The sequence below is a fragment of the Mycobacterium sp. E136 genome, assembly GCF_001666865.1.
In the GTDB taxonomy this organism is placed as follows: domain Bacteria; phylum Actinomycetota; class Actinomycetes; order Mycobacteriales; family Mycobacteriaceae; genus Mycobacterium.
On record NZ_LZJE01000369.1, the window covers coordinates 1 to 18,129 of the forward strand.

An 18,129-nucleotide genomic window follows, 5' to 3' on the forward strand; every position below is an offset into this window, starting at 1 on the left:
TGTCAGAGCCAAACACCAGATGAGAACAACCCAACCACCGCAAAGCGGCAATCACCACAGTGACACTGAGTGCGTGTCTGCACACGACACGCCGCCTAATCCCGGCGGTTTGTGCACGCTCGTGGCTTCCGGGCGCGACGAAAGTGTTGCGGCTAGCCTCGATCCCATGAGCGATCTGGTGGCGCGGGTGCACGAGGTTATGCCGCAGGTGCGGCGCGATCTGGAGGACCTGGTGCGCATCGAGTCGGTGTGGGCGGACCCGGCCCGCCGCGGCGAGGTGCAGCGCAGCGCCGACGCCGTGGCGAAGCTGCTGACGGAGGCGGGTTTCGGTGATGTGCAATTGGCCAGCGAAGGGGGTGCACCTGCCGTCATCGCGCGCCATCCCGCGCCGCCCGGTGCGCCGACGGTGCTGTTGTACGCCCACCACGATGTCCAACCGGAGGGCGATCCGGCACAGTGGAATTCACCGCCGTTCGAGCCCACCGAGCGCAACGGACGCCTCTACGGCCGCGGCACCGCCGACGACAAGGCCGGTATCGCAACACATTTGGCGGCGTTTAGGGCGCACGGCGGCAATCCGCCGGTCGGCGTCACCGTGTTCGTCGAGGGGGAGGAGGAATCGGGTTCGCCGTCGCTGTCGCGTCTGCTGGCCGCGCATCACGACACCCTGGCCTCCGACGTCATCGTCATCGCCGACTCCGACAACTGGAGCACCGAGGTGCCCTCGCTGACGGTGTCGCTGCGTGGGCTCGTCGACTGCATCGTCGAGGTGGCCACGCTCGACCACGGCCTGCATTCCGGCCTGTGGGGTGGCGTCGTCCCCGACGCCGTCAGCGTGCTGGTGCGTCTGCTGGCCAGCCTGCACGACGACGACGGCAACGTGGCGGTGGCGGGGCTGCACGAAGGGGAGGCCGCCGCCGTCGACTTCCCGCCCGAACGGGTCCGCGAGGAGACCGGCATGCTGCCCGGTGTGCGCGAAATCGGTTCTGGCTCAGTGCCGCAACGATTGTGGGCGAAGCCGGCGATCACCATCATCGGTATCGACACGACGCCGATCGACAAGTCGTCGAACACCTTGATCCCTCGCGCGCGGGCCAAGGTCAGCATGCGCATCGCGCCCGGGGCCGACGTCGAACAGCATATGACGGCGTTGACCCGCCATCTCGAACAGCACGCCCCCTGGGGTGCGCAGGTGACGGTGACACCGGGCGACCACGGGCAGCCGTATGCGATCGACGCCAGCGGGCCGGTCTACGACGCCGCCCGCGCCGCGTTCTCCGAGGCGTGGGGCACCGAGCCCGTGCACACCGGCGTCGGCGGTTCGATACCGTTCATCGCCGAATTCGCCGCGGCGTTTCCGTCGGCCAAAATCCTGGTGACCGGCGTGGAAGACCCTGAGACGCAAGCACACAGCGTCAACGAGAGTCTGCACCTCGGCGTGCTGGAGCGCGCCGCCATGTCCGAGGCGCTACTGCTGGCCGGCCTGGGCGAGCTCGGCTCAAACGGACAGGTCGCGCCGTAACTTCGCGACGTGACCCGTCGCGCGGACGTTGTACTGCGCCTCGGCGATCTCGCCCTTCTCGTCGATGACGAAGGTCGACCTGATGACGCCCTGAACGGTCTTGCCGTACATCGTCTTCTCCCCGAACGCGCCCCATTCGGTGAGCACTTTGCGGTCTGGATCCGACAGCAGGGGGAACGTCAGCTTCTCCTTGTCGCGGAACTTCGCCAACTTCTCGGGCTTGTCGGGGGAGATACCGATGACGTCGAGCCCGGCATCGTTGAGTTCGGCGAGGCTGTCGCGAAAGTCACACGCCTGTTTGGTGCACCCCGGGGTGGACGCCGCCGGATAGAAGTACACGATGACCTTGCGGCCCTTGTAATCGGAGAGCTTCACGGTGTTGCCGTCGGCGTCGGGCAGGCTGAACGCGGGGGCTTTGTCGCCGACCTCGAGTCGCGGAGTCTGTGGCACGCGCGGGCATCCCTTCTGTCGACCGGTGCGCTGCAGCGAGCGCGGGCTGCTCTAGGGTAGATCGGCAGGCTCTGGTGAAGAGCACCGACTTGGACGGCTTGGAGGCGCACGTGGCGGACCGCGATCCCGAGACCATCAAGCAGGACATCGACCAAGCTCGGGAGCAACTGGCGGCGACGGTGGACACCCTCGCCGAACGCGCGAATCCAAGCCGGCTGGCCGAAGACGCCAAGTCGGCCGCGATCCGCTTTGTGACGAAACCCGCGGTGGCGGTGTCGCTTGCGGGCGTGGGAGTGATCGCTCTGGTGCTCGTCGTCCGCCGGATCCGGCGGGACTGAGCGGGCGGCGTCAGCGTCGTCGCGTCGAGCGGAACCAGTCAGAGAGGGAGAAACCCGGGGGGTTGGCGACCCGGCCGATTCGATTGCAGCTGTACACCGCGACCGGGCTTTGGGCAGTCACCTCGGCGGATGCGCCCGCACCCGCTCCGTCTGCCGCAAATGAATGGCCTGGCTGAGGCATCAGCTAAGTCCCTTTTCCCTTCCGAGATTTCGCTGATCCTGGAGATTCCGGGTGTCAGCTAACGCGACTTTAGCAGATCAATTTGTCTTATCGCAGCTTAAATGGCGGTAGATCCGACGAAGTGGCCTTTCCGCAACGCCGAATGAACTGAGACCCACGTCTCCGTAAGCTGCCTTATGTAGCAGCTCAGCACACTTCCTGCGCGCGATGGCACATTCGGCCCAGAAATTTACGCAACCGTAATAGGCGACCGCCATGGCGTGCCGCCGGTGCAGAAAAGAACGCGACCGTGACGGTCCGCCACGGTCGCACTCGATGTGAAGCTGGTGCGCCGTCAGGGTTTCGAACCCCGGACCCGCTGATTAAGAGTCAGCTGCTCTACCAACTGAGCTAACGGCGCGCGGGTGCGACAATAACAGGCTCTGCTGCGCAGTACGAAATCTGTACCCACAACGTTGCTTCGTCGACATCCGCCACGTAACCCGAACCTGAAAATGCCCTTAGACTGTTGCCAAGAATCATCGATCTGTCCCTGGTTGTGAGGTGGAGTGAGCAATGTGGCGAGTCCGTTCAGTGGCCCGTCCGCGTCGACGCGCATGGTTGGTGACCGTTGCGCTGATCCCCGCCCTGGCGCTCGGGTTGTCCGCTTGCGGAGGCAACTCGGCGCCGCCGCAGCCTCAGGTGATCGACGACAAGGGCACACCGTTCGGTGATCTGCTCGTCCCCAAGCTGACCGCATCGGTGACCGACGGCGCCGTGGGCGTTTCGGTGGACTCGCCGGTGACCGTCAGCGCGGAGGACGGCGTCCTCGGCGCGGTCACCATGGTGAACGAGTCCGGTAAGACCGTCGCAGGCGCCTTGAGCAAGGACGGGCTGACCTGGTCGACCACCGAGCCGCTGGGCTACAACAAGCGCTACACGCTCACCGCGGAATCGCTGGGGCTCGGCGGCGCCACCACCCGGCGGATGTCCTTCGAGACCCATTCGCCGGAAAACCTGACCATGCCGTACGTGCTGCCCAACAACGGCGAGGTGGTCGGCGTGGGGCAACCGGTCGCCGTCCGGTTCGACGAGAACATCACCAACCGGCTGGCCGCGCAGAAGGCCATCAAGATCAAGACCGACCCGCCCGTTGAGGGGGCGTTCTACTGGCTGAGCAACCAGGAGGTGCGCTGGCGGCCGGCGAAGTACTGGAAGCCCGGCACGAAGGTCGACGTCGCCGTGAACACCTATGGCGTCGATCTCGGTGACGGCCTGTTCGGCCAGGAGAACGTCAGCACCAGCTTCACGATCGGCGACGAGGTGATCACCACCGTCGACGACAACACCAAGACGCTGACGGTCAAGCGCAACGGCGAGGTGATCAAGACCATGCCGGTGTCGATGGGCAAGAACAGCACGCCCACCAACAACGGCGTCTACATCGTTGGAGACCGTCGCTCACACATGGTGATGGACTCCTCGACCTACGGCGTCCCGTCCAACTCGCCGAACGGGTATCGCACCGAGGTCGATTGGGCCACGCAGATCTCCTACAGCGGCATCTACGTCCACGCCGCGCCGTGGTCGGTGGGCAGCCAGGGCTACAGCAATGTCAGCCACGGGTGCATCAACGTCAGCACGAGCAACGGGCAGTGGTTCCACGACAACTCGAAGCGCGGGGACGTCGTCGAGATCGTTAACACGGTCGGCTCGACGCTTCCGGGCACCGACGGACTCGGTGACTGGAACATCCCGTGGGAGCAGTGGAAAGCCGGCAACGCCAACGTGTGATTGACGCCTGTCTCTCCGCGGGCATCCCGGGAATCCACCCCGCCTTCGGTTTCGCAAACGGTCATCGGTCATAGGCCTCTTGGCACCGCTATCAGCAGTTGAAGCTAATAGGTGCGGGATCACGCGCGACAGCGTTCTCTCTCTTGTATCGACGCATCGGTCTCCGGAGTCCGGCGGATGCCGTGTAATCTTCTGTCCAGCAATGCCTTACATCGATACGGATGTACTGGTCGTGCAGGTAGCGAATAATGATCGGGGCAGCCGAGATGGTGTACGAGCATCGAGTGCAGGTAGCCCGCAGGCGGCAAAGGGCGCTCGAAGAAACAAATCCAGTCGTACGATCAACCACCTGAACCCACCGGCAAGATATAGCCTTCCGTCATGATGCGCGTAGCCATCGTGGGGGGCGGTGCGTCGGGCGTGCTCGCCGCGGTACATCTCCGCCAACGCAGACCAGAAGCGAAGATCACCTTGATCGACGCGTCCGGATGCCCCGGTAGGGGCGCGGCCTATGGCACGAACGACCCCACGCATCTGTTGAATGTTCCTGCGCAGCGGATGTCTGCATGGCCGGATGACCCCGACCACTTCTGTCGGTGGCTCGAGGAACGCGCCGTCACGTCAGTGAACAGTTTTGCTCCGCGTCTCGCGTACGGCCGTTACTTGCAAGAGCAATTGGCGCGCGCGGATGTGAGGTTTCAGGCGGCCGAGGTTGTCGGGCTTGCCCCAGGCTCGCCTGCTGTTCTGAACCTGAATGACGGACGATCGCTGTCTGCCGATGCCGTCGTCGTCGCGACGGGGCGTCCCGAGGGTGGCATGCCCGAATCGTTGGAACGAGCTTTCGCGCCGGTATTAGCGGTGAGTACCGAGGGCAAGGTTGTGGTGGATCCCTGGGCGCCGGGCGCGCTCACAGCATTGGGCGCGCGCCGGCCCGCGAGCGTCTTGGTCATCGGGTCGGGCCTCACCGGTGTAGATGTCGCGTTGCATCTCATCGCGCGCGGAGCGACGGTCACGATGGTCTCCCGTCATGGCGCGCTTCCGCGTCGATTCCGCGCGACGGGCCCGCCCACGAAACTGCCCCATATCGATGGCCTTCCCGCGACCTTTTCGCTCGAGCAACTGCGGGCCGCGTTTGCGGCGGATATCGCGCACGCTCGCGAGGCCGGTTCAGACTGGCGGCAGGTTATTGACGCTATTCGCCCACGAACAGCTCAGTTATGGCGGTCGCTGGGCTGGGAGGGCCAGCGCCGGTTCCTCCGAGAGGACCTGCGCCAGTGGGAGGTCCTCCGTCACCGCATGCCACCGACGATCGCAGACGAGATTTTTTCTGCGATCGACAGCGGTCGGCTGCTGATCGAAGCCGGAGAAGTCGCCGATGTGTCGTTGCGAGGCAGCGGCGTTGAACTCGTTGTTGCGACGAGCGACCGATCAGTGCGTCGGTCCGGGGATGCGGTGGTCGTCGCGACGGGCGCGGCCTGGGATCGGCGGTCGCTGCGTCGGTCCACCCTGTGGGCGAACCTGCTGTCCACGGGGATCGCGTCGTTGCACCCGTGTGGCGTTGGTGTGCGGCTCGATAGGAACGGCTACCTCATCGACAAGGTCGGAGGCACGGTTCCGGACATCGTGTGCATCGGTCCGATCCGCCAGGGCGAAGAATGGGAGACCACCGCGATTCCCGAAATCCGGGATCAGGCTGTCGCGGTCGCAGACTTGCTCGCCGACGACAAGAGGGACCGTCCGCTGCGGACGCCCTCCCGAAATGCGGTCGCGGCGAAGGTCACTGGTGCGCAAGCTTCGTATGACGAGGGTGTACGTCGCCTGCTTTCCGTACAAGATGGTGCATCGGTGGCGTTCGCAGCCGCGGTCGCCGAAGATCCACATCACGCGCGTGCACACGTCGCGCTGGCGATGATCGCAACGGAACGGCCCGACCGCGCGGGCGGTCCTGACGCCGTCGGCGGGCATCTCGCTCGAGCGCGCGCGGCACTCGCATATGGGAGTGACGAAGATCGTAGCCACGTGGAGGCCATTGCGACGTGGTGCGAGAAGGGGAACGCGACCGGAACCACCGCACTCATCGACCATCTCGAGCGCGTGCCTGACGACGCGGTCGCATTGCTCGTACTCGCACCCTCGATTGCCTTCGCGGGTGCGGGAGACGCGTTGCCGGATGCGTGGCAGTACGTCGAGCGGTTCACCGGGGTGCACGGGGAGGCGCCTTGGTATCTGGGTTTGCGAGCGTACGGCCGGACGGAGCAAGGCCTTTGGTACGACGCAGCCGATCTCGCTGATGCCGCACTCGAACTCGATCCGGGCAATGGCAACGCCGCCCATGCGCTGTCGCACGTGCACTACGAGACTGACGCACACGGTGCCGGGCTGAAATGGCTCACGGACTGGATTTCGGGCGCCGGCAGTACTCAGCGTTACCTCGCGCACTTCCAGTGGCATTCCGCGCTACACGAACTCGCGATGGGCGATGCAGCAGCCGCTGCGCGCCGGTACGCGGCGTTTCTCGCGCCGCCTCACTCGAAAGACGTTCGCTGCCTTGTCGATGCCGGTTCCCTCGCGTGGCGCGCTCGCCTGCATCCGGACTGGGTGACGCCGCCCGATCCGATGCCGGTGCTGGCCGAAGTGGGTTCGCTGGCCTATTCACCGCAGACGCCCTTCATCGCTTTCCACGCCCTGCTGGTGCTGGCCGCCGCAAATGACCCGGCTGCGATGCGTGCTATCACGGTTCCGGGCGCCACCGATGAGCAGGCGACGACGTTGCGTCTGATCGGCGAGGGGCTTGTCGCCCTGATCGATGGGGAGCCGCGCGCTGCGCTCGATTATCTACTTGAGTCGCTCCCCGGCCTCCCGTCGATCGGCGGAAGTCGTGTGCAACAAGAGGTTGTTCTTGAAACAGCTTTGGCCGCGATGCTGCAACTCGGTGCGCCCGGCCAGGCAGCGCGTCTGCTGTCGCGGCACCGCGCTTCACCGGGACCGCTGGTGAGTCGCGGAGCCGTGAACTAGTCGCTGAAGCTCGTCCATCAGCCCAGGGCGAACAAAACGCCGCACCCGCCCGCTATTCGCGGGCGAGCCGGCGCATCGGGGTGGCTGACGGGACTCGAACCCGCGACAGCCAGGATCACAACCTGGTGCTCTACCAACTGAACTACAGCCACCATCGCCGCGAACCCGAACGGGCGAAGCGGCGACGTCGATACTAACCGCTCGAACGCTCAGCGGCCGAATCGATGTCTTTCGCGTTGCCGTTCGGGGGGCCCAATTCCGCGGCGACGGCCGCGATATCGCTGGTCGAAGGCCCCGGTGGGGGTACGAACGCGGTGCGGCGGTAGTACTGCAGTTCACGGATCGACTCGTGGATGTCGGCGAGCGCCCGGTGCGCGAGGCCCTTCTCGGGCTGGCCGAAGTAGATCCGCGGATACCAGCGCCTGCACAACTCCTTGATCGAGCTCACGTCGATCATCCGGTAGTGCAGGTAGTCGTCGAGCTTGGGCATGTCGCGGGCGATGAAGCCGCGGTCGGTGGCGATCGAATTGCCCGCCAGCGGCGCCGTCTTGGCCTGTTTGACGTGGCCGCGGATGTAGTCGAGCACCTGTTCCTCGGCCTCGGCCACGGTCACGGTCGACGCTTTGACCTCGTCGATCAGGCCCGAGCGGGTGTGCATGTCGGTCACCACCGGGATCATCGACGCCAACGCTTCGTCGTCGGTGTGGATGACGACGTCGAGGCCGTCGCCGAGGATGTTGAGGTCAGCGTCTGTCACCAGCACCGCGATCTCGATGAGCCGGTCCGTCTTGAGATCCAGGCCGGTCATCTCGCAGTCGATCCACACCAGTTCGTCGCGCACGACGCTCACAGTAAGCCTTGGCATGGTCTGCGGCCCGCTGCACCCGCCCGTTCGGGCTGCGGTGGGGGTTAGGGTGCCAGCCATGGCCAGTGAGTCCGCACCCACCCCCGCACAGCAGATCGCCGCAGGTTACGCCGCCGAAGGGGCGGCGCTGGAGCTCGGCTCCGTCGTCGTCGACGGCGCCTGTGATCCGACAGCGCAGGTTCGTATACCGCTGGCCACCGTCAACCGCCACGGCCTGATCGCCGGCGCCACCGGCACGGGGAAGACGAAATCGCTGCAGGTGCTCGCCGAGCAGCTGTCGGCCGCGGGTGTGCCGTGCGTGATGGCCGACGTCAAGGGCGACCTCTCGGGGCTGTCGCGGCCCGGCGAGGCGAGCGAGAACGTCACCGCGCGGGCCGCCGACACCGGTGACGACTGGGTGCCGACGGCCTATCCCGTCGAGTTCCTGTCGCTGGGCACCACCGGCATCGGGGTGCCGGTACGCGCGACGATCTCCAGTTTCGGGCCGATCTTGTTGTCGAAGGTGCTCGGGCTGAACGCCACGCAGGAGTCGACACTGGGCCTGATCTTCCACTGGGCCGACCAGCAGGGGCTCTCGCTGCTGGACCTCAAGGACCTGCGCGCGGTGATCCAGTACCTCACCAGCGACGAGGGCAAGGCCGAACTGAAGGCGATCGGCGCGGTGTCCACCACGACGGCGGGGGTGATCCTGCGGGCGCTGATCAACCTGGAGGCCGACGGCGGCGACACCTTCTTCGGTGAGCCCGAACTGGAGCCCGAGGACCTGCTGCGGGTCGACGAGCAGGGCCGCGGAATCATCACTCTGCTGGAACTCGGCAGCCAGGCGGCCCGCCCCGTGATGTTCTCGACCTTCCTGATGTGGGTGCTCGCCGATCTGTTCGCGACGCTTCCGGAGGTCGGCGACCTCGACAAGCCGAAATTGGTTTTCTTCTTCGACGAGGCGCACCTGCTGTTCTCCGACGCGTCCAAGGCGTTCCTCGAACAGGTCGAGCAGACGGTCAAGCTGATCCGGTCGAAGGGCGTCGGGGTGTTCTTCTGCACCCAGCTACCCACCGACGTGCCCAATGATGTGCTGTCTCAACTGGGTGCTCGCATTCAGCACGCGCTGCGCGCGTTCACGCCCGACGACGAGAAGGCGCTGTCGAAGACGGTGCGCACGTACCCGAAAACCGATGTCTACGAACTGAAGTCGGACCTGACGTCGTTGGGCATCGGCGAGGCGATCGTCACCGTGTTGTCGGAGAAGGGCGCCCCGACACCGGTGGCGTGGACCCGGATGCGGGCCCCACGGTCGCTGATGGACACCATCGGCCCCGAAGCGATCACCGCCGCAGCGAAAGCCAGTGCGCTGCAAGCGGAATACGGGCAGACCATCGACCGGGAGTCGGCCTACGAGCGACTCAACGCGCGGTTGGCGCCGCCGGAGGAGCCTGCCGCCGCCCCCGACGCCCTACCGCCGCCGCTGCCTCCGGCGCCGCAGGCCGGCGGGGCCAGCGCCTCGGGGCAGGTCAGATCGCGCGACACCGCCGAGCCGTCGATGGTCGAGAAGGTGGTCAGCAGCCCGGCCTTCAAGAGCGCGATGCGCTCGGCGGGCACGGTGATCGGCCGCGAGATCACCCGCAGCATCTTCGGCACCGGCCGCAGGCGCACCCGCCGTCGGCGCTGACCGTGGAGACCGCGGTCTAGCCGCCGCCGAGCTTCTTGTACACGGCGCCGACGATCGGCGTCACGATCGCCCGCGGCGTGTAGCCCGCCGCAACCGACATCGCCTTCGACGTCACGCCGGGGACGATACGCATCTTGTTGCGCTCCAACGCATCCAGCGACTGTTTGGCCGTGTACTGCGTCGAGATCCACAGGAAGTCCGGAATCAGCTTCTCAACCAGGGACTGCTCTTCCTCGGACGGCAGCGCCTCGCGCACCGGTCCGGGGGCCAGCAGCGTCACATGCACGCCGACCTTCTTGAGCTCGCCGCGCAGTGACTCGCTGAACGTGTTGACGAATGCCTTGCTCGCGGCATAGGTCGCGTTGTTCGGAATCGGCGAATTGCCCGCTGCCGAACCGGAAATCAGGATGCCGCCGGACTTGCGCTCGACCATCCCCGGCAGGACGGCGAGCACCAGATCGTGCACACCGAGCACGTTCAGCTGAACCTGCGCCTTCTCGTCCGCCGGGTCCAGCGACGACACCGGGCCGAACGTCGCGGTGCCCGCGTTGGCGCACAGGATCGAAATGTTGCGCGTGGCCAGTTCGTCGCAGAATTTCGTGCGCTCGGTGGGATCGACCAGGTCGACGGGGCGCACCTCCACGGTCACGCCGTACTGCTGGGTGAGGCGGTCGGCCAGCGTGCGCAGCACCTCCTCGCGGCGGGCGGTGACGATCAGGTGGTGTCCACGGGCGGCGAGTTCGGTCGCCAGCGCTTCGCCGATGTTCTGCGATGCGCCCGTGACCACCGCGCGGGCGTCGGCGCTGGGTGCCGGTACTGACATGGCCGGGACTATATCGTGGGCGGACCATGACCGACCCACCCGATTCCGGCCGGGCTCCCGCGCCTCGTCGCCAGGTCATCTCGTGGGCGCTGTGGGATTTCGGTGCGACCGGGCTGAACGCCGTGGTCGTGACGTTCGTGTTCTCGATCTATCTGACGAACTCCGTCGGCGCCGACCTGCCCGGCGGCATCAGCGCCACCAGCTGGCTCGGCTGGGCGCTGGGAGGGGCCGGTGTGGTCGTGGCCGTGCTGGCGCCCGTGACCGGCGTGTGGGTCGACGCCCCGTGGCGACGGCGCCGGGTGCTGGGCGTGCTGAGCGCGCTCGCGGTGGTGCTGATCGCGGCGATGAGTTCGGTGCGTGACGACTACCGTTACCTGGCGCTCGGTCTGGTGTTGCTGGGCTGCGCGTCGGCGTGCAACGAACTGGCCACCGTGCCGTACAACGCGATGCTGCGCCAACTCTCGACGCCCCAGACGTCGGGCCAGATCTCCGGGCTCGGCCTCGGCTTGGGTTTCCTCGGCAGCGTCACCTTGCTGTTGGTGGTCTACTTCGGCTTCGTCTCCGGTGACGGCGGATTGCTCGGCCTACCGCTCGACGACGGTCAAAACATCAGGGCCGCCATGGTTTTCACCGCAGTCTGGTTCGGGCTGTTCGCCCTGCCGGTCCTGGTGGCCGTGCCCAGCGTCAAACCCGACCCGCTGGAACAACGGCAGTCGGTCGGGTTCATCGGCGGCTATCGCAGGCTGTTCTCCGACATCCGCAGCGAGTGGCGGCGCGACCACCACGTCATCTACTACCTGTTGGCCAGCGCGGTGTTCCGCGATGGTCTGACGGGCATCTTCGCGTTCGGGGCGGTGCTCGGCGTGCGGGTCTACGGCGTATCCGACGCAGACGTGCTGCTGTTCGGTGTGAGCGCGAGCACCGTCGCCGCCGTCGGCGCGGTCCTCGGCGGGCTGCTCGATGACCGGTTCGGCGCCAAACCCGTCATCGTCGTGTCGCTGAGCGCGATGATCGCGGTCGGGCTGGCGTTGCTGTCGCTCGACGGTGTGCTCGCCTTCTGGGTCTGCGGGCTGCTGCTGTGCCTGTTCATCGGCCCGACGCTGTCCGCGGCGCGGACGATGATGCTGCGCATGTCGGCCCACGGCAAGGAGGGCGTCGCGTTCGGCCTCTACACGACGACGGGCCGCGCCGTTTCGTACCTGGCGCCCACGCTGTTCTCGGCGTTCATCGCGATCTTCGGCACCGACCGCGCGGGGATGGGCGGTCTGCTCGTGGTCCTCGCCGCCGGCCTGGTCGCGATGCTGGCCGTGCGCGTTCCCCGCAGCGTGACCGCCTAACCGGTCGCGGTGCAGATCGTCAGGCCCGCTCCCGTGCGCTTCTGCACGACGGTGCCGTCGACGGAGATCGAACAGTTCACCTCGCGGCCGACGTTGATGATGCTGATGCTCGCCGACGCCGCGGCGGACTCGGACAACTCAACTTCCTTGCTCCACGGCAGCATCACGTTGAACTCGGTCTGCAGCAGACCGCCGGTGTCGACGTAGGTGATGTTGATCGCGCGTCCGGAACCGCTGACGACGTAGACGACGGTCTGGGTGGCGCCGGGGGTGGTGGTGCGCGGAGTGCTCGGCACGGTGGGCACCGCGGGCGGCACGGTCGGCCGCGTGGTGCGCGGGACGGTCGGGCGCAGCGTCGTCGTCGGGATCGGCGTGGTGAAGTCGGGTTCCTGCATCGGCGGTGGCGCGACGACCGTCTGCTGTTGCGAACTGTTGACCACGACGAGCGCGATCACCAGGCCCAGCACGGTCAGCACCGCGAGACCCGCGGCTACCCACAGCCAACGGGGTGAACGCGGTTCCTCCGGTGGTTGCTGGGGTGAGGGCTCACCGGATGGGTAGGGCGCCCCGTACTGGCCGGTGGCGTAGGGGTCATAGCCGTAGGTGCCGTACTGCGGCAGGCGCTGCGTCGGGGCAGGTCCCGGCGGCGGCTGATAGGTGGGGCCGTACGCCTGGCTGGCATACGCCGGATCGCTGTAACCGGAATAGCCGTAACCCTGCGGTTGCTCCCCGCGACCACCCGTGCCGGATTGCTCGTCGCGGCCGGGGCGTGGTGTATCGGTCATACCCACCTCATGCGTGCGAGGGTACCTGTGCGACCGCCCAACAGGCGCAGGTCACCGCTCGACTTGCCTGGGTAGGCAGAATTGGTCCGGTGGGAGAGCAGGTTCGCAGGGTCTACGGCGCATCCATGTCGCCGGACGCCACCGCGTTCGCACATCTGGTCGACGACGGCGGCTTCCCGCGGGCCGTGCAGCGGTTCCTGCGCGGCTGGCGGGCGAGTTCCTCGCGCGACGTCGATCTACCCGTCGAAGGGCCGGTGACGCGGGTCCTGCACTCGGCCGATGGTCACTGGCTCGCCTGCGAGGTCGCCCCCGAAGGCAGTACCCGCACCCAGATCTGGGTGGTGACAACCGATCCCGACGACCGCGACGCCCGCCGCATCGACTCGTGGCAGGCCGGGGCGCCCGAGGGCACCGCCGAACTCATCAACTGGGACGGCACCTTGGTGGCGGCGATCCTCACCGGTGAGGACGGTGTCGGCAGTTCATGCCTGATCGACCCGGCCACCGGTCGCACCACCGTGCTGGACCGCCGCTCGGGCGGCAGGCTCGTCGACGCCTGGGCCGGCGCCGCGCTGGTGCGGGTCGGGCCGCGCGGCTACCGCGACCTCATCATGCTGCGCGGGCGCACCGAAACCGCGTTGCTGCCATACGATCCAGGCTCGACCACCGACACCGGCGTCATCCTCGACGACCACTACGCACGCCGGTTGCGCGCCGGGCTGGAGGGTGAGCTCACCAAGCTGTACCAACCCGCCAGCACCTACGACGTCAACAGCACCGAAGGCTATGTGCGGGCCCTGATCCGCAGTGAGAACGGCGCCGAGCACGCGCGACTGCTCGAGGTCACGGTCACCGCCGACGGCGTGGCGTACCAGGTCGTCGCCGAGCGACCCGGCTACGAACTCGACGAGTTCACCGTCAGCGACGACGGGTCCACCGTGGCGATGCTGTGGAACATGCACGGCGCCAGCGAGTTACAGATTCTCGAGCTGCCCGACAGCTTCCTGCACGAACCGATCCCACTGCCCGGCATGGTGGCCAGCCAGCTGAGCATCAGCGCCGGCGGTTCGATGCTGGCCATGACGGTCGAGGGACCGTCCACCCCGCCGACCGTTGAACTGGTCGACCCTCGCACGCGGGAGTGGGAGCTCGTCGACCGCGAACCGAGCTCCGGACCGATGGCGCCGGACCCGACGCTGGAACGGGTCACCGCACGCGACGGCATGGAGTTCTCCGGCTGGCTGTTCCGCCCGCGCGACGGCGTCCCGACGATCGGCGCGATGCTGTTCCTGCACGGCGGTCCCGAGGGGCAGGGAAAGCCCGGGTACAACGAGTTCTTCCCGGCGCTGCTGGAGGAGGGCATCAGCGTGTTCCTGCCCAACGTCCGCGGCTCGGGCGGATTCGGCAGGACGTTCATGCACGCCGACGACAAGGAGCGACGGTTCGCCGCCATCGACGACGTCGCCGACGCGGTCGACTATCTCGTCGAGCAGGGGGTCGCACCCGTCGATCGCATCGCATGTTGCGGATGGTCCTACGGTGGCTACCTGACCCAGGCGGCGCTCACCTTCCACCCCGACCGGTTCGCCGCGGGAATCAGCATCTGCGGTATGAGCGATCTGAACACCTGGTACCGCAACACCGAACCGTGGATCGCCGCCGCCGCATATCCGAAGTACGGCCACCCGATCAGCGATCGTGAACTGCTCGAGCAGCTATCGCCGTTGCAACGCGTCGATGCGATGACGGCGCCGTTGCTGTTGGTGCACGGCGCCAACGACACCAACGTGCCCCCCGGTGAATCTCAGCAAATGTTCGAAGCGCTGCAAAAACTTAACCGAAAAGTCGAACTGCTGATGTTCGACGACGACGGCCACGAGATCGACCGGCGCGAGAATCGCGCCGTGCTGGTCAAAGCCATGCGCGAGTGGCTGATTGCGGCTTTCGGCCCGCATTCCGCGTCGTAACCGAATTGACGCCGTAGCCACGTTTATCGAAATTGTCTGCCGGGTAAACGCTGCGCACGCGCCGATCGGGCGCGACAAAGGAGGCGCAGCATGCGAGGTGGCGGAATTCTCGGCGTTCTGGTGCTCGTTTGGTTGCTGATCGGCGCATTTGCCGCATACCAACGCGGCTATTTCGAGACCAGTGAAACCAATTGCGCGACAGCGGGAAGCATCGCCCTGACGGTGGTGGCCGGTCCGCTGAACTACGCAGGCGTCAACCCCAAGGTTGAAAACTGCAATCTGCCGGAACCCAGCCAGTGACAACTGGCGCTTGACAATTCGAAAGGAACACTAATGATCATCCTCGGAGCGATCCTTCTCATCCTCGGACTGATCTTCGGAATCAACATCCTCTGGACCATCGGCATCATCCTCATGGTCATCGGAGCGGTGTTCTGGATTCTGGGATCCGTCGGCCGTCCTGTCGGTGGCAGGAAAGCCTGGTACTAACCGTTTGAGGCCCAGCGCCTAAACGTCACGCGCGGCCGAGGTCAGCGCCGCGACCGTCATAGCTTTCAAGACGGATCGCGGTCTGGCCTCGGCCGTTTTCGTGGTCAGAGCGTGCGGCGTGGAGTTCAGCAGCCCGAACGTGGCGTGTGCCATCAGCCGCGCGTCGGCCTCGGCCAACGAGGTGTCGACCTTGCGCAGCACGTCCACCCAGATCTCGACGTACTGGCGTTGCGCCTTGCGCACCTGGCGTTTGGCCGACGGCGGCAGGCTGGCAAAGTCGCGATCCTGGATGCGGATGAGGTCGGACTCGCCGAGCGCGAAGTCCAGATGGAAGTCGATCAGGCCGTCCAATGCCGACGTGGCATCCGCGGCGCCTTCAACCACTTCGGTGGCGCCGGCCAGCAGCCGGGTGCTGATACCGACCAGTAACTCGACCAGCAGCGCCTCCTTGTTCGGGAAGTGCCGATAGATCGCCGGTCCGCTGACGCCGGCCGCGGCGCCGATGTCCTCCAGCCGCACCGCGAGGTAACCGCGTTCGGCCACCAGGCGTTCCGCCGCGGTGATCAGCTGGGAGCGGCGATCCGATTTCGCTTTGCTGCGCCGGGTGGTCGCGGGCACCTGAGTAGGGGACACGACGCCTCCCGCCCGCTGTAGACATCTCGGTTAATCGTGACTAACATACCACGAGTTAGTCGTCATTAACTCAACGAACGGGTTCACCGATGGCATCGCGGCCTTCACATCGCGAGCAGCATCTCGCGCTGGTCGACGAACTGCGTTCCAAGCTCGCCGCGGCCGCGCTCGGCGGCCCCGAACGGGCCCGCGAGCGCCACGTCAGCCGCGGCAAACTGCTGCCGCGCGACCGGGTGGACGGCCTGCTGGATACGGGTAGCCCCTTCCTCGAACTGTCTCCGCTGGCCGCCGATGGCATGTACGACGACGAATGTCCGGGCGCGGGCATGATCACCGGCATCGGTCGGGTATCGGGCCGCGAGTGTGTGATCGTCGCCAACGACGCGACCGTCAAGGGCGGCACCTACTACCCGATCACGGTGAAGAAGCACCTCCGTGCCCAGGAGGTCGCCGGCGAAAACCGGTTGCCCTGCATCTATCTCGTCGACTCCGGCGGGGCGTTCCTGCCGCGACAAGACGAGGTCTTCCCCGACCGCGACCATTTCGGGCGTATCTTCTACAACCAGGCCAACCTGTCCGCCCGGGGCATCCCGCAGATCGCCGCGGTGCTCGGATCCTGCACCGCCGGTGGCGCATACGTGCCCGCGATGAGCGACGAGGCCGTGATTGTGCGCAACCAGGGCACCATCTTCCTCGGGGGCCCACCGCTGGTGAAGGCGGCGACGGGCGAGGTCGTCACCGCCGAGGAGCTCGGCGGCGGTGACCTGCACTCGAAAACCTCCGGTGTGACAGATCATTTGGCGCACGACGACCGCGATGCGCTGCGCATCGTGCGGCGCATCGTCGCCACGCTCGGCCCCCGCGAGCCGCTGCCGTGGGACGTCCGGCCCACCGTGGACCCGGTCGCCGATCAGCACGAGCTCTACGACGTCGTGCCGGTCGACTCGCGGGTCCCCTACGACGTGCACGAGGTGGTCACGCGCATCGTCGACGGCGGTGAATTCGCCGAATTCAAGGCCGAATACGGCAGCACCCTGGTGACCGGATTCGCCCACATCCACGGCCATCCGGTGGGCATCATCGCCAACAACGGCGTGCTGTTCAGCGAATCGGCGCTCAAGGGTGCGCATTTCATCGAGCTCTGCGACAAGCGCAATACCCCGCTGCTGTTCCTGCAGAACATCTCCGGCTTCATGGTCGGGCGTGATTACGAGGCCGGTGGCATCGCCAAGCACGGCGCGAAGATGGTCACCGCGGTGGCGTGCGCGCGGGTGCCGAAGCTGACCGTGGTCATCGGCGGTTCGTACGGCGCGGGCAACTACTCGATGTGCGGGCGCGCGTATTCGCCTCGCTTCCTGTGGATGTGGCCCAACGCGAGGATCTCGGTGATGGGCGGCGAGCAGGCCGCGTCGGTGCTGGCCACCGTGCGCGGCGACATGTCGCCCGAAGAGGAGGAGAAGTTCAAGGCCCCGATCCGCCAGCAGTACGAAGACCAAGGCAATCCGTACTATTCGACGGCCCGGCTGTGGGATGACGGGGTTATCGACCCCGCCGACACCAGAACGGTTCTCGGACTGGCGCTCTCGGCGGTCGGTCAGGCACCGCTCGAGTCCATCTCCTACGGCGTGTTCCGGATGTGAGGACATGAACTTCGATACCGTCCTTGTCGCCAACCGAGGCGAGGTCGCCGTCCGGGTCATCCGCACGTTGCGCGCCATGGGCATCCGGTCGGTCGCGGTGTTCAGTGACGCGGACGCGGAAGCCCGCCATGTCGCCGAGGCCGACGTCGCCGTCAACATCGGGCCGGCGGCGGCCAGGCAGAGTTACCTCGACATCGATGCCGTCGTCGCGGCGGCCAAGCGCACCGGCGCCCAGGCCGTCCATCCCGGTTACGGATTCCTCTCGGAGAACGCGCAATTCGCCGCCGCCCTGCAGGACGCAGGCATCGTGTTCATCGGCCCACCGGTCGGTGCGATCCAGACCATGGGCGACAAGATCGCGGCCAAGGCGGCGGTGTCGGCATTCGGCGTGCCGGTTGTCCCCGGGGTGTCCCGGCCGGGCCTGTCCGATGACGACCTCATCGCCGGCGCCGACGAGGTCGGCTTCCCCGTCCTGGTGAAACCCTCGGCGGGCGGCGGCGGCAAAGGCATGCGCGTCGTGCACGAGCCGGCCGAACTGGCGGCCGCGCTGGCCAGCGCACGCCGGGAGGCCGCCGCCGCGTTCGGCGACGACACCCTGTTCCTCGAACGGTTCGTGCTCAACCCGCGCCACATCGAGGTGCAGGT

Annotated in this window: 16 protein-coding genes and 2 tRNA genes; 11 read left to right on the forward strand and 7 right to left on the reverse strand. The window is 66.7% G+C overall.

Annotated elements, in window-relative coordinates; all coding sequences use genetic code 11:
• Positions 1 to 166: 166 nt before the first annotated feature.
• Positions 167 to 1,522 (forward strand): dipeptidase, encoded by a 1,356-nt coding sequence (locus A5698_RS25045; RefSeq protein ID WP_068302522.1) that lies wholly within the window; start codon positions 167 to 169, stop codon positions 1,520 to 1,522.
• On the opposite strand, the gene bcp is transcribed toward A5698_RS25045, so the two are convergent.
• Positions 1,499 to 1,972: a thioredoxin-dependent thiol peroxidase gene (gene bcp / locus A5698_RS25050; RefSeq protein ID WP_068302525.1), complete on the reverse strand. Its 474-nt coding sequence runs from the start codon at positions 1,970 to 1,972 to the stop codon at positions 1,499 to 1,501. The two genes, A5698_RS25045 and bcp, sit on opposite strands and share 24 nt — an antisense overlap.
• Positions 1,973 to 2,082: 110 nt before the next feature.
• Between bcp and A5698_RS25055 the strand changes: the two genes are divergently transcribed.
• Positions 2,083 to 2,310, forward strand: a complete 228-nt coding sequence (locus A5698_RS25055; RefSeq protein ID WP_068302544.1) for a DUF3618 domain-containing protein — start codon at positions 2,083 to 2,085, stop codon at positions 2,308 to 2,310.
• A 505-nt stretch (positions 2,311 to 2,815) separates the two neighbouring features.
• Here A5698_RS25055 and A5698_RS25060 read toward each other — a convergent pair.
• Positions 2,816 to 2,891: transfer RNA gene (locus A5698_RS25060), tRNA-Lys, on the reverse strand.
• A gap of 155 nt (positions 2,892 to 3,046) precedes the next feature.
• Between A5698_RS25060 and A5698_RS25065 the strand changes: the two genes are divergently transcribed.
• Both A5698_RS25065 and A5698_RS25070 read left to right on the forward strand, forming a co-directional pair.
• A complete protein-coding gene (locus A5698_RS25065; protein ID WP_068302528.1) occupies positions 3,047 to 4,264 on the forward strand; it encodes a L,D-transpeptidase in 1,218 nt (405 codons plus the stop codon).
• Between the two features lie 381 nt (positions 4,265 to 4,645).
• The gene (locus tag A5698_RS25070) at positions 4,646 to 7,279 is read left to right on the forward strand and encodes an FAD/NAD(P)-binding protein (protein WP_084792614.1); all 2,634 of its coding nucleotides are present in this window, start codon (positions 4,646 to 4,648) and stop codon (positions 7,277 to 7,279) included.
• Positions 7,280 to 7,358: 79 nt separating this feature from the next.
• Here the strand turns inward: A5698_RS25070 and A5698_RS25075 are convergent.
• A tRNA-His gene (locus A5698_RS25075) sits at positions 7,359 to 7,431 on the reverse strand.
• 41 nt (positions 7,432 to 7,472) lie between these two features.
• Positions 7,473 to 8,120 carry an oligoribonuclease gene (gene orn / locus A5698_RS25080; protein ID WP_067083566.1) on the reverse strand — a complete coding sequence of 216 codons (648 nt, stop codon included), beginning with the start codon at positions 8,118 to 8,120 and terminating at the stop codon, positions 7,473 to 7,475.
• Positions 8,121 to 8,202: 82 nt separating this feature from the next.
• Between orn and A5698_RS25085 the strand changes: the two genes are divergently transcribed.
• On the forward strand, positions 8,203 to 9,810 hold the full coding sequence (locus tag A5698_RS25085) for a helicase HerA-like domain-containing protein (protein ID WP_068302534.1): 1,608 nt from the start codon (positions 8,203 to 8,205) through the stop codon (positions 9,808 to 9,810).
• Between the two features lie 16 nt (positions 9,811 to 9,826).
• Here A5698_RS25085 and cmrA read toward each other — a convergent pair whose 3' ends face one another.
• Positions 9,827 to 10,633: a mycolate reductase gene (gene cmrA / locus A5698_RS25090; protein WP_067083563.1), complete on the reverse strand. Its 807-nt coding sequence runs from the start codon at positions 10,631 to 10,633 to the stop codon at positions 9,827 to 9,829.
• A gap of 26 nt (positions 10,634 to 10,659) precedes the next feature.
• On the opposite strand from cmrA, the gene A5698_RS25095 reads away from it, so the two are divergent.
• On the forward strand, positions 10,660 to 11,970 hold the full coding sequence (locus A5698_RS25095; RefSeq protein ID WP_068302538.1) for an MFS transporter: 1,311 nt from the start codon (positions 10,660 to 10,662) through the stop codon (positions 11,968 to 11,970).
• Here the strand turns inward: A5698_RS25095 and A5698_RS25100 are convergent.
• Complete coding sequence (locus A5698_RS25100; protein ID WP_082963773.1) at positions 11,967 to 12,755, reverse strand: MmpS family transport accessory protein; 789 nt, start codon at positions 12,753 to 12,755, stop codon at positions 11,967 to 11,969. The genes A5698_RS25095 and A5698_RS25100 overlap by 4 nt on opposite strands.
• 125 nt (positions 12,756 to 12,880) lie before the next feature.
• Between A5698_RS25100 and A5698_RS25105 the strand changes: the two genes are divergently transcribed.
• The 3 genes from A5698_RS25105 (at position 12,881) to A5698_RS29175 (ending at position 15,211) form a co-directional block, all read left to right on the forward strand.
• Positions 12,881 to 14,722, forward strand: a complete 1,842-nt coding sequence (locus A5698_RS25105) for an alpha/beta hydrolase family protein (protein WP_068302547.1) — start codon at positions 12,881 to 12,883, stop codon at positions 14,720 to 14,722.
• Between the two features lie 90 nt (positions 14,723 to 14,812).
• Positions 14,813 to 15,022, forward strand: coding sequence for a hypothetical protein (locus A5698_RS25110; protein WP_067083558.1), 210 nt, complete (start codon positions 14,813 to 14,815; stop codon positions 15,020 to 15,022).
• Between the two features lie 33 nt (positions 15,023 to 15,055).
• On the forward strand, positions 15,056 to 15,211 hold the full coding sequence (locus tag A5698_RS29175) for a hypothetical protein (protein ID WP_090274377.1): 156 nt from the start codon (positions 15,056 to 15,058) through the stop codon (positions 15,209 to 15,211).
• 18 nt (positions 15,212 to 15,229) lie between these two features.
• Here the strand turns inward: A5698_RS29175 and A5698_RS25115 are convergent, their stop codons facing one another.
• Positions 15,230 to 15,844 (reverse strand): SACE_7040 family transcriptional regulator, encoded by a 615-nt coding sequence (locus A5698_RS25115; protein ID WP_068302541.1) that lies wholly within the window; start codon positions 15,842 to 15,844, stop codon positions 15,230 to 15,232.
• 89 nt (positions 15,845 to 15,933) lie between these two features.
• Here A5698_RS25115 and A5698_RS25120 point away from each other — a divergent pair, with 89 nt between their 5' ends.
• Positions 15,934 to 17,484, forward strand: coding sequence for a carboxyl transferase domain-containing protein (locus tag A5698_RS25120; RefSeq protein WP_067083554.1), 1,551 nt, complete (start codon positions 15,934 to 15,936; stop codon positions 17,482 to 17,484).
• A 4-nt stretch (positions 17,485 to 17,488) separates the two neighbouring features.
• A partial coding sequence (locus tag A5698_RS25125) for a biotin carboxylase N-terminal domain-containing protein (protein ID WP_286144636.1) occupies positions 17,489 to 18,129 on the forward strand: 641 nt, incomplete at its 3' end.